This is a genomic window from Streptomyces sp. S3(2020), from assembly GCF_013044505.1.
In the GTDB taxonomy this organism is placed as follows: domain Bacteria; phylum Actinomycetota; class Actinomycetes; order Streptomycetales; family Streptomycetaceae; genus Streptomyces.
In genome coordinates this window covers 1-13,755 of the sequence record NZ_JABERD010000241.1, presented here as the reverse complement: position 1 = coordinate 13,755, position 13,755 = coordinate 1, and the positions used below count along the sequence as shown (strand labels likewise).

General features: G+C 71.6%; 10 protein-coding genes and 1 pseudogene. 6 read left to right on the top strand and 5 right to left on the bottom strand.

What is annotated here, in order from left to right:
* From HLK59_RS42415 to HLK59_RS42405, 3 genes are all read left to right on the top strand, one after another.
* Nucleotides 1–1,312 (top strand): ATP-binding protein (locus HLK59_RS42415; RefSeq protein ID WP_240982961.1); only part of this gene is annotated, 1,312 nt, incomplete at its 5' end.
* On the top strand, nucleotides 1,309–1,635 hold the full coding sequence (locus tag HLK59_RS42410) for a nucleotide pyrophosphohydrolase (protein WP_046263092.1): 327 nt from the start codon (nucleotides 1,309–1,311) through the stop codon (nucleotides 1,633–1,635). The genes HLK59_RS42415 and HLK59_RS42410, both read left to right, overlap by 4 nt.
* Nucleotides 1,636–1,812: 177 nt before the next feature.
* Entirely contained in the window at nucleotides 1,813–2,283 is a 471-nt protein-coding gene (locus tag HLK59_RS42405; RefSeq protein WP_171147006.1) for a DUF6099 family protein, read from the top strand.
* Between the two features lie 47 nt (nucleotides 2,284–2,330).
* Here the strand turns inward: HLK59_RS42405 and HLK59_RS42400 are convergent, their stop codons facing one another.
* A complete protein-coding gene (locus HLK59_RS42400; RefSeq protein WP_171147005.1) occupies nucleotides 2,331–2,498 on the bottom strand; it encodes a hypothetical protein in 168 nt (55 codons plus the stop codon).
* Nucleotides 2,499–2,736: 238 nt separating this feature from the next.
* Between HLK59_RS42400 and HLK59_RS42395 the strand changes: the two genes are divergently transcribed.
* On the top strand, nucleotides 2,737–3,660 hold the full coding sequence (locus HLK59_RS42395) for an LLM class F420-dependent oxidoreductase (protein ID WP_171147004.1): 924 nt from the start codon (nucleotides 2,737–2,739) through the stop codon (nucleotides 3,658–3,660).
* A 62-nt stretch (nucleotides 3,661–3,722) separates the two neighbouring features.
* On the opposite strand, the gene HLK59_RS42390 is transcribed toward HLK59_RS42395, so the two are convergent.
* From HLK59_RS42390 to fxsT, 3 genes are read right to left on the bottom strand one after another with little or no spacing between them, the layout of a single operon-like run.
* Nucleotides 3,723–4,502, bottom strand: a complete 780-nt coding sequence (locus HLK59_RS42390; protein ID WP_346779943.1) for an SAM-dependent methyltransferase — start codon at nucleotides 4,500–4,502, stop codon at nucleotides 3,723–3,725.
* A gap of 39 nt (nucleotides 4,503–4,541) precedes the next feature.
* Nucleotides 4,542–5,972 carry a TIR domain-containing protein gene (locus tag HLK59_RS42385; protein WP_171147003.1) on the bottom strand — a complete coding sequence of 477 codons (1,431 nt, stop codon included), beginning with the start codon at nucleotides 5,970–5,972 and terminating at the stop codon, nucleotides 4,542–4,544.
* Entirely contained in the window at nucleotides 5,969–9,193 is a 3,225-nt protein-coding gene (fxsT, locus tag HLK59_RS42380; protein WP_277349574.1) for an FxSxx-COOH system tetratricopeptide repeat protein, read from the bottom strand. The genes HLK59_RS42385 and fxsT overlap by 4 nt, the downstream gene beginning before the upstream one ends.
* Before the next feature lie 202 nt (nucleotides 9,194–9,395).
* Between fxsT and HLK59_RS42375 the strand changes: the two genes are divergently transcribed.
* Together HLK59_RS42375 and HLK59_RS42370 are read left to right on the top strand one after the other, a co-directional pair.
* The gene (locus tag HLK59_RS42375; RefSeq protein WP_171147001.1) at nucleotides 9,396–10,865 is read left to right on the top strand and encodes a 3' terminal RNA ribose 2'-O-methyltransferase Hen1; all 1,470 of its coding nucleotides are present in this window, start codon (nucleotides 9,396–9,398) and stop codon (nucleotides 10,863–10,865) included.
* Nucleotides 10,862–13,408 (top strand): polynucleotide kinase-phosphatase, encoded by a 2,547-nt coding sequence (locus HLK59_RS42370; RefSeq protein ID WP_171147000.1) that lies wholly within the window; start codon nucleotides 10,862–10,864, stop codon nucleotides 13,406–13,408. Before HLK59_RS42375 ends, HLK59_RS42370 begins: the two co-directional genes overlap by 4 nt.
* A 17-nt stretch (nucleotides 13,409–13,425) precedes the next feature.
* Here HLK59_RS42370 and HLK59_RS42365 read toward each other — a convergent pair.
* Nucleotides 13,426–13,755 (bottom strand): annotated as a pseudogene (locus tag HLK59_RS42365) (hypothetical protein); the annotation flags it as partial.

Genomic DNA, 13,755 nt, shown 5'->3' with positions numbered 1-13,755 from the left:
CGGCCGGTGGCAGCCGCGGCCGCGGCCCCCCGCCGCCCGGCGCGCGCGCGCCCGGGCCGCGCGCTGGCCGCGCGTCGAGGGCGCGCCGGGCGGGTGCCGCGCCGGCCGGGGGCGTCCGTGCCGGGCCGGCGCCGGCCCGCTCGCGAGGGGCGGGGGCGCCCCGCCCCCCGGCGGCGGCGCGGCGGCGAGCCGGGCGCGCCCCTCGCACGCGCCCGCCGCCCAGCTGCGGCTGTCCGCCTTCGCCTCGCATCGGCGGGCGAGCTTTCCCCTGGGTCCTCTCACCCTTCTCGTCGGGCCCAGCGGATCCGGCAAGTCGAGTGCGTTGCGGGCGTACGAGGCGCTGGCACGGCTTGCCGCCGGGGCGGAGCTGGGGGAGGTGTTCCCCGATCCGCTCGCGTGCGTACCGGAGCGGGCGCGGCCCGACGCGCAGCGGCGGCGCGGGTTCCGGATCGGCTGCACGACCGACGGTCCCCAGGGGCCGGTCCGGCTCGACGTCGCCGTGCAGGCCGAGCCCGAGCTGCGGGTCGTGGGCGAGCGGCTGGCCGCCGACGGGCAGGTCCTGCTGGAGACGGCTCTGCGCGACCCCTCACGACGGGCCGTGCAGGCCGCCTGGCACACGGCCGGTTCCACGCCGGTGACCCGCGCCCCGCTCCCGGACGACCGGCTCGGCACCGCACTGCTTCCGCTGCGGGTGGCCGGCAAGACGGACGGCCAGCGCCGGGTGCTCGCCGCCGCCGAGCAGACCGTCGTGGCCTTACGGTCCCTGTTCGCCTGCGATCCCCGCCCCGACCGGATGCGCGCCCCCGTCCCCACCGGCTCCGGACGCCTCCTCGGCGGCTGCGACAACCTCGCCGACGTGCTGTGGCGCACCCGCTCCGAATGCGGCCGCCGCCACGCGCAGTTCGTCGCGGCGGTGCACACCGGATGCGCCGGCCCGGTGGCGGACGTCCTCGCCGAACTCCTCGCCGACGGCAGGGTCCGGGCCGTGCTCGACCGCGGCGACGGCGCCCGTACGGCGCTGGGGCGGCTCGGCGACGGCGAGTTGAGGTACCTCGCCCTCGCCCTCGTGCTCTTCACCGGACCCGGCGTCCTGGAGGTCGACCCCGCCGGCGAGGTGCCCGCGGCGATGCAGACGCTCACCGTGCTCGCCGACGGGTTCGACCGGCGACTGGACCCACGGCAACGGGACGAACTCCTGCGGCTCGCGGCCCGGATGTGCGACCGCGGACACATCCGGCTGCTCGGCACGGCGACCGACGCGTCCTGGGCCACCGGGGTCGAGGGGCTCACGGTGGTACACCTGGACCCGTGACAGACCCTCTCGATGTGGCGAAACTCCAGCGCAGGCTGGCCGAGTTCGCGGCGGCGCGCGACTGGCAGCCGTACCACACCCCCAAGAACCTCGTCGCCGCGCTCAGCGTGGAGGCCTCCGAACTGGTGGAGATCTTCCAGTGGTTGACACCGGAGGAGTCGGCCCGCGTCATGGACGACGCCGACACCGCGCACCGCGTCACCGACGAGGTCGCCGACGTGCTCGCGTATCTGCTCCAGCTGTGCGAGGTGCTGGGCATCGACCCGTTGGCGGCACTGGACGCGAAGATCGACCGCAACGAGCGGAGGTTTCCGGCGCCGTAGGGGCGCCGGTACGGGTCCGTAGGGAGCAGCTCGGTCCGTTTTCACTCTCCGCAGTCAAAATCCGGCCCGAAATCGATTCGTTGTCCACAGATTTCCGCCTTCCTCTGGCTTTTCGTCCCGTCGACCCTCACGCTGGGTAGTGAACAACGGAGTTCGGGCGGCGGACGGGGGCAGCGCATGGACGCGGTGCGGCTCATTGTGACGAGCAGGCGTGCCCTCGCGGGGAGCGGCGAAGCGCCTCAGGTGCTGACGGAGGTGTGGCAGGCGCAGGCGCTGGCCCAGGCGATAGGCAGCAGGCTGGCGGTCTCCGGCCCGCCCCGACTCCGCGGCGAGGCACTGGGGTTGACCGAACTGGCGGGCAGAGGCTGCGGTGTCCTGGACCGTCCCGACCTGGACACCGCCGACCTGCGCGCCGCCCAGCTCACCGAACTGGGCGACGCCCGCCAGGTTCTGCTCTGTCTCGGCGGCCTGCTCGGCGAGGTGGGCATCGCCCTCGTCGGCCTCGCCTGCGCCGCGGCCGACGAAGGCACGTACTGGCAGTGCATGGAGGCGATCGACGCGGCGGACGAGTCCCGGGACCGCGTCCTGGAGATGCTCAGCAAGCTGGCGGACCGGGATCAGCCGCTACCGGAACGGGAGGCGGGATGAGTGCTCAGGGGATCCGGGCCCCGGGGCGAGCGACGTCGGCGCTCCTCTCAGCGGCCCTCGGCCTCGTCCGCACCCCGCCCCGCTGACTGGAGGTCCGCGTCCAGGGCGGAGAGATCCGCGTTGAGCGACGCCATCAGTTCTTCCATCTGCTGCAGCAGCCCCTTCGGCTGACCGGTTGGCCCGGTCCCCTGCTGCGGGACGGATTCTTCGGACATGACGGCCTCCTCGGCCCAGGCCTCCACGGGAGGCCGACACGGGTGACGCCCGGCGCTGACCGGCCGGCGCGGGCGCCGGTCGGTCCGGCTCCGCCCGAGCAACGATCATCACCTTCGCCGGGTCACTGGCCCGGGCAGCCCCCGTGCGCCGCGTTGACGGAATTTCACCCGACCGGGCAGAGGAGGGACGGCAGGGGCGGGTGGGGTTGACCGGCGGGGCGGCGTGCAGGATGGAGGTATGGATCTCCGCATCTTCACCGAGCCCCAGCAGGGCGCCACCTACGACACCCTTCTCACGGTCGCCAAGGCCACCGAGGACCTTGGTTTCGACGCCTTCTTCCGGTCGGACCACTACCTGAAGATGGGCTCCGCGGACGGCCTGCCCGGCCCCACCGACGCCTGGATCACCCTCGCCGGCCTCGCCCGTGAGACCAAGCGCATCCGCCTCGGCACCCTGATGACCGCCGGTACCTTCCGGCTGCCCGGCGTGCTCGCCATCCAGGTCGCGCAGATCGACCAGATGTCCGGCGGCCGTGTCGAACTGGGCCTGGGCGCGGGCTGGTTCGAGGAGGAGCACAAGGCGTACGGCATCCCCTTCCCCAAGGAGAAGTTCGGCCGCCTGGAGGAGCAGCTGGCGATCGTCACCGGCCTGTGGGCGACCGGGCTCGGCGAGACCTTCGACTTCCACGGCGAGTTCTACGACCTCACCGACTCGCCCGCGCTGCCCAAGCCGGCCCAGGCGAAGATCCCCGTCCTGGTCGGCGGCCACGGCCCGTCCCGCACCCCGGCGCTGGCCGCGAAGTACGCCGACGAGTTCAACATGCCCTTCGGTTCGGTCGAGGACAGCGAGCGCCAGTTCGCCCGGGTGCGCGCCGCCGCTCGGGAGGCCGGCCGCGAGGACGACGAGCTGACGTACTCCAACGCCCTCGTCGTCTGCGTCGGCAAGGACGACCAGGAGGTCGCCCGCCGCGCCGCCGCGATCGGCCGTGAGGTTCCCGAGCTGAAGAGCAACGGCCTCGCCGGCTCCCCGGCCGAGGTCGTCGACAGGATCGGCCGCTACGCCGAGATCGGCTCCCGCCGTATCTACCTCCAGGTCCTGGACCTCCACGACCTGGAACACCTGGAGCTCATCTCGTCGCAGGTGCAGTCGCAGTTGTCGTAGCCCCGGAAGACGACCGGCCGTCGGACCGGGCTCCACAGCCCGGTCCGACGGCCGGTCGTCCGTCAGGACTTGTGCGCGACCCCCACGTACAGGGGGATCTCCTCGCCCCCCTGCCGGGCGCCGAGTTCGGGATGCCACTGGGCCGCGAGCACGACACCGGGGTCCACCAGTTCCAGCCCGGTGAAGAATCCGGAGAACTCGTCGCGCGAGCGGACCTGCGCCGCGGTCCCGCCCTTGCGGTACACCTCCACGACCCGCTCCCAGGTCTCCGGGTCGAAGTCCCCGGTGGCGTGCGAGAGCGTCAAGTAGCTGCCGGGGGCGAGGGATTCGACCAGTTCCCGCACGATCCGGACCGGCTCGTCCTCGTCCGCGACCAGGTGCAGGAGGGCCACCAGGGACAGCGCGATCGGCTGAGTGAAGTCGAGGGTCTCGTGGGCCGCCGCGAGGATCTTGCCCGGTTCCCGTACGTCGGCCTGGACGTAGGAGGTCTTCCCCTCCGCCGTACTGTGCAGCAGCGCCTCGGCGTGCCGCAGCACGATCGGGTCGTTGTCCGCGTACACCACCCGGGCGTCGGGGGCGATCCCCTGCACTATCTGGTGGAGGTTCGGCTCGGTCGGGATACCGGTGCCGATGTCGAGGAACTGCCGGACTCCCCGCTCGGCCAGCAGCCGTGAAGCCCGGTGCATGAACGCGCGGTTGGTCCGCGCCATCTGACTCACGGCCGGGAAGTGCGAGGTCACCTGCTCGGCCGCCGCCACGTCGACCGGGTAGTTGTCCTTCCCGCCCAGGAAGTAGTCGTACATGCGGGCCGAATGCGGCTTGCTCGTGTCGATCGTGCTCACAGTGGTGGATCCTCCCTCGAACGCCCGGTCGACCGGAGGCTAGCGAACATTCGGCTGCGCCGCTGATCTCGGGGTCGTCAGCGCATCACGTACCGCGCGTGCGGCCGCGGAGTTCGGTTCTAGTTTCTCCAGCGCGTCCGCGAGACGTTCGTATGAGCCCGTCTGGGCTCGGCAGACACGGGCGATCTCGAACAGGAGCGGCCGTAGCGGGAAGGACGGATTCACCGAACCCAGGTCCAGTCCGGTCTTGGCGAGCCATGCTCCACGCACTGATGCTTCCTTCACCGAGACGGCCTTCTCCAGCGCATCCACCAGGCCGCTCAGGCCTGTCGGGCCGCCTCCGGGACGGCCGGGGCCCGGGGCCGGGTCGGGCAGACCAGGAAAGGCGGGGGGCCGTTGGGCTTCTCGGCCCGGGGCGTTGGCGACCCTCAGCAGCGTCTCCCTGGCGGCCGCGGCGTCCCGTCCGCCGATGCGCACGGCGGAGAGCTCGCGAATCCTGGCGGGCAGGGACCGGTCAAGCCCGGGAGGCAGAACGACCGGGAACAAACGCTGCCAGTCGGACGATTCGTCGGACAGAGCCTCGTCCAGGGCGGCGTCGTTCATGTCACCGGTCGCGAGATAGTGCTCGGAGAGGGCGACGATCACCTTTCGGGCGCGCTGCAAGGAGTTCCGTATGACATGGACGGTGGCGCTGCTGCGCTCGGAGAGGACGTGAGTGTCGACCGTGTAGCGGGCAGACCGGAGTTGGTGGGCCATCCAGCTTCCCCAGTCGCTGTCGGGTTCCGCATAGCTCACGACGATGTCGACGGGCCGCAGGGCTCGCTCGCCGAACAACGGGACGACTGTCCGCGCCTCCTCCTCGGAGATGGCCGGGATCTCCGGGTGCACCACGGCGTTCGCGATCATCAAGGCCACGGCCCGCACGATGGCCCAATACTCTTCACCGGCCGCCGCTCCGTCGGGTGGAACCACGTGGAAGAGCCCGTGATCCTCGTACATGCTGCCGGTCTTCCACGTGAAGTACTGGAAGTCGTCCGCACCGGACGGCCACGGCTTCGGGCCGCGCCGCCAGACCAGGGCGATCAGATGGCGGGCTTTCCCGCCCTGTGTCTCGCGACGGCGGATGCGCTCGACGAAGACCGCCCATTCCCGTCCGCACCAGTCGCTCCCGAAGTAGTCGACGGAGTAGAGGACGACCATGCACGGCACTTGGCGGGCGGAGTTCCAGATACGGGGACGCCAGCGTTCGCTGGTCTCGATGTCCTCCACGTCCATGAAGCCCCCGGGACCGTTCCTTCCCAGCAGGCCGTGGACCTCGGACTGGAGATCCCGGTGGAATCGCTCCACCCGCGAGCGCAGATCGCGTTGTTCCGAGTAGCTGAGGAAGTACCAGCAGAAGTCGTTCTCTGGATTGGCGGCGGGGGCGCCGGGATAGCGGGAGCCGGACTCCGGCGGCAGCGGCGCGCTCATCGGCGATCCTGCTGGAGTTCGGTCTCCTCTGTCAGGCGGCGGGCCTCCTCCAGCCAGGGCGATCCGGGTTCCAGCATCTCCAGCGCGTCCACCAGGGCCGTCAGTCCTCCGGGCGTCGCGCGGCAGGTGCGTACGACGTCGAGAAGCGAGGTCCGGGCCGTTGGGTAGTCCCCGAACTCCAGTTGTGCCGGAGCGAGGTCTTTGATCAACTCGGTCCACAGCCTGCGTGTCTCGGGAACGACCAGCAGCGGCGATGACGTGAGGGCGTCGACGAGTTGACTCAGGAGGAGGGTCGACCGCACTCCGGTTTTCGGGGCGGCGCCGGGATAGTCGGGTTCGCTGTGCTGGTCCCGGGGCCGGCGCAGGACGTACTGCAGGATCTCGCGCGCCGCCTCCTGGTCCAGGCCCTGGAGGGCGGGCGTGGCCACCTTCCGCAGTACGTCCGGCATCAGGTCGAACTCGACGGGCTCCACCAGGACGGGCGTGAAGCGTCCGTGGGCGGTGGCGGCCACTACCTCACCGGACGACCAGTCGGATCGTACCCAGGCGGGGGACCCCAGGTAGCGCGGCGAGAGGAGGGCGATGACCACGTCGACGTGACGGAGCGCGTCCTCGATCTGGAGCGCGTACCCGCTCCCCGCGCCCGTCGGCTCCGCGCCGTGCCGGACATCGTGGCCCCATCCGGACAGACTCCAGGCCACCCACTCCGCCCACGAGCGGTCGTCCGGGCTGTAGCTGATGAGGACCCTGGACCGGTCGATCGCCGCACCGGACGGATAGTGGAACTTGTCGACGGCGGTACCGACCGTGGCCTCCGACGTGCCCACCCCCCGATGAGCGCCGCGAAGCGGGCGCTCGACCCTGGGGACGGACAGGTTTGGGCGCCACGGCTCGAAGGTCGCGTCGATGTCGCTCAGCGCTTCCAACACCTGCAAGGGCTCGCTGACGCCCAAGGCGGTCAGCACGTCCACCAGCAGGCTCGCCGCGGCGACCGTGTCCGGGTGGTCCTCGCCGAGGACCCTGCGGCGCCGGACCAGCGTCTCCCCGCCGAGAACCCTGGCCGAATCCCCTTCGCCCATAGCCATCAGTACGCCCACGAGCCGGAAGGCCGAGACAAGCGTGTCCGGGTGGTCGTCGCCGAGGACTCTGCGGCGCCGGACCAGTGTCTCCTCGCCGAGTTCCCGGGCCGCGCCCCATTCACCGAGCGCGCCCAGGACCCCTACGAGGTCCATCGCCGCGTCGAGCGTGCCGGGAGCGTCCTCACCGAACACCCTGCGACGCCGGGCGAGAGTGTCCTCGTTGAGCTCCCGAGCGGCCCCGACGTCGCCGGAGTCCACCAGCCGGGCGGCCAGAATCCTGGCGCTGTCCAGGGTGTCGGGGTGGTCCTCGCCTAGAACCCTCCGCCGTCTGGACAGGACGTCCGTCTCCAGTTCCCGGGCCTGGGTGTCCTCAGCCACCTCGTCGAGGGCACGGGCCAGAAAGGCGGCGGACCGCAAGGTGTCGGGGTGATCGGCGCCGAGCTTCTGCCTCCAGACGTCGAAGAGGTGCTGCAGGCGGGGCAGGGCGGTGCGGGCCTGGTCGCGATCCATCAGGTACCAGCAGGCATCGAGTGCCGTGTCACGGCTCTCCGCCCTGGTGAGAGCCGTGGGGTCCACGGCCAGCAGATGGGGAACGACGGCGGACCAGGCCGCAGGGTCGCCCACGTCGCCAGGAGCGGCCGCGACCAGCAGCGCTTCGGCCGCGTACGCGGCGGCCGCCCGCTCGTCCCCGGTCATCTGCGCCTGGACGACCGCCTGGGTGAGCGGATGCAGTTGTACGGAGCCGTCCTGCACCCGGGCCATCCCGGACTGGGCCAGGGACCGCAGGACCGGCGTGACCAGTAACCGGCTGCCCACCAGGTCTCCCAGCAGCGGCACATCGGGCCACACGGGTGCGCAGACATGCACGGGAAACGCCTCGGGCGCCAGCAGGGCACACGCACGAAGGAGCGCCGCGGCAGCGGGATCGGCCTGCTCCAGCCTCCGGGTGCTCAACCGGATCTGTACCGCCAACGACACCGGATAGTGGGGCGGCCGCCCCTCGTGCAGCACCGCCTCGACGTTCGTCTCGAGGAGGTGCAGATACTCATCCATGGGCAGTCCGTCCCGGAGCAGGGACGAGGCCTGCGCCAGAGCCAGCGGCAGATCCTCCAGGGTCCCCGCCAGCCGGTCGGCGTCGGCCACGGTCATGCTGGGCACGGCGGCCCTGAGCAGAGCCACCGATTCCGCTCGGGTGAAGGCGTCCAGCTGCAGGGGCAGCCCCACACCCTGCCAGTCCGGGTTGCGGGACGTGATCAGCACATGTCCCGCGCCCTGCGGCAGGTACGGGTCCAACGCCGCCGGTGCTTCGGCGTTGTCGAACACGAGCAGCCAGCGCTCTCGGGTGCGCAGTTCCTCCGCGAGCGCGTCGAGAGCCCCCGCCGTGGGCGCGTCCCGGCCCGCCGCACCGGTCTTGACGGCGAGCGCCGCCAGTTGGTCCGGAATAAGCGCGGGTTCCTCCGCACTCACCCACCAGGCCAACTCGTACTCCCCGGCGAACCGGTGTGCGTACTCGACGGCCAACTGGGTCTTGCCCACACCTCCGCGACCGTGCAATGCCTGCACATGCACCCGGGAGTGGGCGGTCAGTGCCTCTCGCAGCTCCATCAACAGTGCGTCCCGCCCGGAGAAGTCCGGATTGCGCTGCGGCACGTTCCACACCCGGGGCAGCCGCCCGGGGAGTTTCGGTCCCGGGGGGCTTACCCGGTGCGGGGCGGGGAAGGCCGGGGCTCTGGTCGGCCTGCCTTGGGGGCCCGCGACCGCCGCCAGCAGGGCCTCACGCGCCGAGTCCTCGTCCAGGCCCACGAGCGAGGCCGTGATCAGGGGCCGCAGTACCGATGGCGGCGTCGCCCCGTCGATGCGAACCGGCACAAGCCTCCTCCTGGCTGCCAGCACGGCCGTCCACTCCTCGGTAGTGAACCGGTCGGTGTCGAAGTAGGAGGCGGAGAACAACGCCACCATCCGCCCGTGGGCCAGGGCGTGATTCATCTTCTGCACGAAGTCGTCGCCAGCCGCCCAGTTCCAGGCATCCAGCTCGACCTGGTATCCGGCTTCCGCCAGGTGCCAGGCAACCCACTCCGCCCAGGCCATATCTGGCCCCGCGTGACTGACGTAGAGTCGCCGGCCGCTGTCGTTCTCGGTCATCCCGTATGCCCGCCTCTGACCCTTGAAACAGGGGTACAGACCTTAACAGCGGCCCACGCAGGCCGAGTTGTTCTGCGCGACGAAAAGGGGAGCGAAAAATCCCGAGTGCGTGTCGGATGGCCACGGTACGTTGAGCGGGCCCCCGCGCCGCATGCACCGGCGAGAAGCCGCAGCTCAGAAGGATCCCAGAGGTGTAACCACCGTGTTCCTCACGATCAGTACCACCGGCACTCCCGAACGCCCCGCGACCGACCTCGGCTTCCTGCTCCACAAGCATCCCGAGAAATCGCAGGCGTTCTCCACGTCCTACGGCACGGCGCACGTCCTCTACCCCGAGGCCGATGCCGAGCGCTGCACTGCGGCGCTGCTGCTGGAGGTCGACGCGGTGGCGCTGGTCCGGCGCGGCAAGGGCAAGGGGCGCGGTGGCGCTCCTGACACGGCACTCGCGCAGTACGTCAACGACCGGCCGTACGCCGCGTCCTCGCTGCTCGCCGTCGCGCTGAGCGGGGTGTTCTCCAGCGCCATGCGCGGGGTGTGCAACGCCCGGCCCGAGCGGGCCGCGCAGCCGCTGCCACTGCGCATCGAGGTGCCCGCGCTGCCCGCCCGGGGCGGCCCCGACCTCGTGCGGAAGCTGTTCGAGCCGCTCGGCTGGGCGGTCACCGTCGAACCGGTCGCGCTGGACGCGCAGTTCCCGGAGTGGGGCGACTCGCGGTATGTGCGGCTGGTGCTGGAGTCGGAGACGCTGAGGCTCTCCGAGGTCCTGCGGCATCTGTACGTCCTGTTGCCCGTCCTCGACGACGCCAAGCACTACTGGGTCGCCGAGGACGAGGTCGACAAGCTGATGCGGGCCGGCGGGGCCTGGCTGTACAACCACCCTGAGGTGAAGCTGATCACCAGCCGCTACCTCTCCCGCCGTTGGTCGCTGACGCGCGAGGCGACGGAGCGCCTGGAGCTGGTGCGGCTGGCCGAGGCCGACGACAGCGAGGTCGAGGAGATCGACAACGCCGTCGAGGCGGAGACCGAGGACGAGGCGAAGCCGACCCCGCTCGCCGTGCAGCGCCGGGACGCCATCGTCGCCGCCCTCCAGGCGTCCGGCGCCACCCGAGTGCTCGACCTCGGCTGCGGACAGGGCCAGTTGGTGCAGGCGCTGCTCAAGGACGTGCGGTTCACCGAGATCGTGGGCGTCGACGTGTCGATGCGCGCGCTCACCATCGCCTCCCGGCGGCTCAAGCTGGACCGCATGGGGGAGCGGCAGGCGTCCCGCGTCACCCTCCTCCAGGGGTCGCTCGCCTACACGGACAAGCGTCTCAAGGGGTACGACGCCGCCGTGCTCAGCGAGGTCGTCGAACACGTCGACCTGCCGCGGCTGCCCGCCCTGGAGTACGCGGTGTTCGGCGCCGCCCGCCCGCGGACCGTCCTCGTGACGACCCCGAACGTCGAGTACAACGTGCGCTGGGAGACCCTCCCGGCCGGCCATGTCCGCCACGGCGACCACCGCTTCGAGTGGACGCGGGAGGAGTTCCGGACGTGGGCCGGGGCAGTGGCCGAACGGCACGGGTACGACGTGGAGTTCGTACCGGTGGGACCCGATGACCCCGAGGTCGGGCCCCCGACGCAGATGGCCGTGTTCACGATCAAGGCGCTCACCGAGAAGGAGGCGAAGGCGGCATGACCGAGACGCAGAAGCAGGGGCGCGTGCTGCCCGTCACCGACCTCTCCCTCGTCGTCCTCGTGGGCGCCTCCGGCTCGGGCAAGTCCACCTTCGCGCACCGGCACTTCAAGCCCACCGAGATCATCTCCTCGGACTTCTGCCGCGGCCTGGTCTCCGACGACGAGAACGACCAGGGCGCGACGAAGGACGCCTTCGACGTGCTCCACTACATCGCGGGCAAGCGGCTCGCCGCCGGCCGCCGTACGGTCGTGGACGCGACCAGCGTGCAGTCGGACTCCCGGCGCCAGCTGATCGACCTGGCCAGGCAGTACGACGTACTGCCCATCGCCATCGTCCTCGACGTACCGGAGGACGTGTGCGCCGAGCGCAACGCGGGCCGCACCGACCGGGCCGACATGCCGGTCCGGGTCATCAAGCGCCACATCCGCGAACTGCGCCGTTCCGTACGCCACTTGGAGCGCGAGGGCTTCCGCAAGGTGCATGTCCTGCGAGGCGTGGCGGACATCGAGAACGCCACCGTCCGCACCGAGAAGCGCTTCAACGACCTCACCCACCTCACCGGCCCGTTCGACATCGTCGGCGACATCCACGGCTGCGGCTCCGAACTGGAGTCGCTGCTCGGCAAGTTGGGCTACGTCGACGGCGTGCACCCCGAGGGCCGCAGCGCGGTCTTCGTCGGTGACCTCGTGGACCGCGGCCCGGACAGCCCGGGCGTGCTGCGCCGCGTGATGTCGATGGTGAAGTCCGGCAACGCCCTGTGCGTCCCCGGCAACCACGAGAACAAGTACGGCCGTCACCTCAAGGGCCGCAAGGTCCAGCACACCCACGGACTCGCCGAGACCATCGAGCAGATGGAGGGGGAGTCCGAGGAGTTCCTCGCCGAGGTGCGGGAGTTCATCGACGGACTGGTCAGCCACTACGTCCTCGACGGCGGCCGCCTGGTCGTCTGCCACGCCGGTCTGCCGGAGAAGTACCACGGCCGGACCTCGGGCCGGGTCCGCTCGCACGCGCTGTACGGCGACACCACCGGGGAGACCGACGAGTTCGGGCTGCCGGTGCGCTACCCGTGGGCCGAGGACTACCGGGGCCGGGCGGCCGTGGTCTACGGCCACACCCCCGTCCCGGAGGCGACCTGGCTCAACAACACCATCTGCCTGGACACCGGCGCCGTCTTCGGCGGCAAGCTCACCGCACTGCGCTGGCCGGAGCGGGAGCTGGTCGACGTACCGGCCCAGAAGGTCTGGTACGAACCGGCCAGGCCGCTGAGGTCGGAGGCGCCGGGCGGACACGACGGACGGCCGCTGGACCTGGCGGACGTGCACGGCCGCCGTGCGGTGGAGACCCGGCATCAGGGCCGTGTCGCGATCCGTGAGGAGAACGCGGCCGCGGCCCTTGAGGTCATGAGCCGTTTCGCGGTGGACCCGAGGCTGCTGCCGTACCTCCCGCCGACCATGGCCCCGACGGCGACCTCGCAGGTCGAGGGCTACTTGGAGCACCCGGCCGAGGCCTTCGCGCAGTACGCGGCGGACGGCGTCGCGCGGGTCGTGTGCGAGGAGAAGCACATGGGCTCGCGGGCGGTGGCGCTGGTGTGCCGGGACGCGGAGGCGGCCCGCAGGCGCTTCGGCGTCGAGGGAGGGCCCACGGGCTCCCTCTACACCCGTACGGGTCGCCCGTTCTTCGACGACGGGTCGGTGACTGAGGAGATCCTCGGCCGGCTGCGATCGGCGGTCACCGAGGCCGGTCTCTGGGCCGAACTCGACACGGACTGGCTCCTGTTGGACGCCGAGCTGATGCCGTGGTCGCTGAAGGCGTCGGGGCTGCTGCGCGCGCAGTACGCGGCCGTCGGTGCCGCGTCCGGGGCGGTGTTCCCGGGTGCGGTGGCCGCGCTGGAAGGGGCCGCCGCGCGCGGCGTCGACGTCGGCGGGCTGCTGGACCGGCAGCGCGCGAGAGCCTCGGACGCGGCCGCGTTCACCGAGGCGTACCGCCGCTACTGCTGGACCACGGACGGCCTCGACGGCGTCCGCCTGGCACCGTTCCAGATCCTGGCCGTGCAGGGCCGCAACCTCGCGTCCCTGCCGCACGACGAGCAACTGGCCCTGCTCGACCGCCTCGTGGAGCACGACGGCACGGGCCTGCTCCAGACCACCCGTCGCCTCTACGTCGACACGGCCGACCCCGAGTCGGTCCGGGCAGGCGTCGACTGGTGGCTGGAGATGACCGGTCGCGGCGGCGAGGGCATGGTGGTCAAGCCGCTGGGCGCGGTCGTTCGCAGCGGCGAGGGGCGGCTGGTGCAGCCCGGCATCAAGTGCCGTGGCCGCGAGTACCTCCGGATCATCTACGGCCCGGAGTACACCCGCCCCGACAACCTGACCCGGCTGCGCGGCCGCTTCCTCAACCACAAGCGCTCGCTCGCGATCCGCGAGTACGCGCTCGGCCTGGAGGCACTGGACCGCCTGTCCGAGGGTGAGCCCCTGTGGCGCGTGCACGAGGCGGTGTTCGGGGTGCTGGCGCTGGAGTCGGAGCCGGTGGACCCGCGGTTGTGACGGTCGGCCGACGGGCCTCAGCCGACCAGCCTCAGCCGCTCCGCGTACACACCCACCCGGACGCTCTGGCCCCAGGTCAGCTCCAGGGCGTCCGACTCCATCCCGTCCCCGAACGCGATCAGCCGTTCGGACTCGACGGTGAGGTGCAGGGCGGCCGACGCCGGCAGTTCGCCGGCCACCAGTGAGGTACCGGTGGCCGGCGAGGGCCAGGCCTCGCGGACGAACCACAGCAGGCGGTCCTCGGTGGGGCGGGGCAGCGACAGCGCGCTGCCCCGCTCCTGCCACACCGACCGCACCCACCCGCCCCCCCCACGGACACCGCCCTGGCCGCCCGGCTGCCCCAGGCC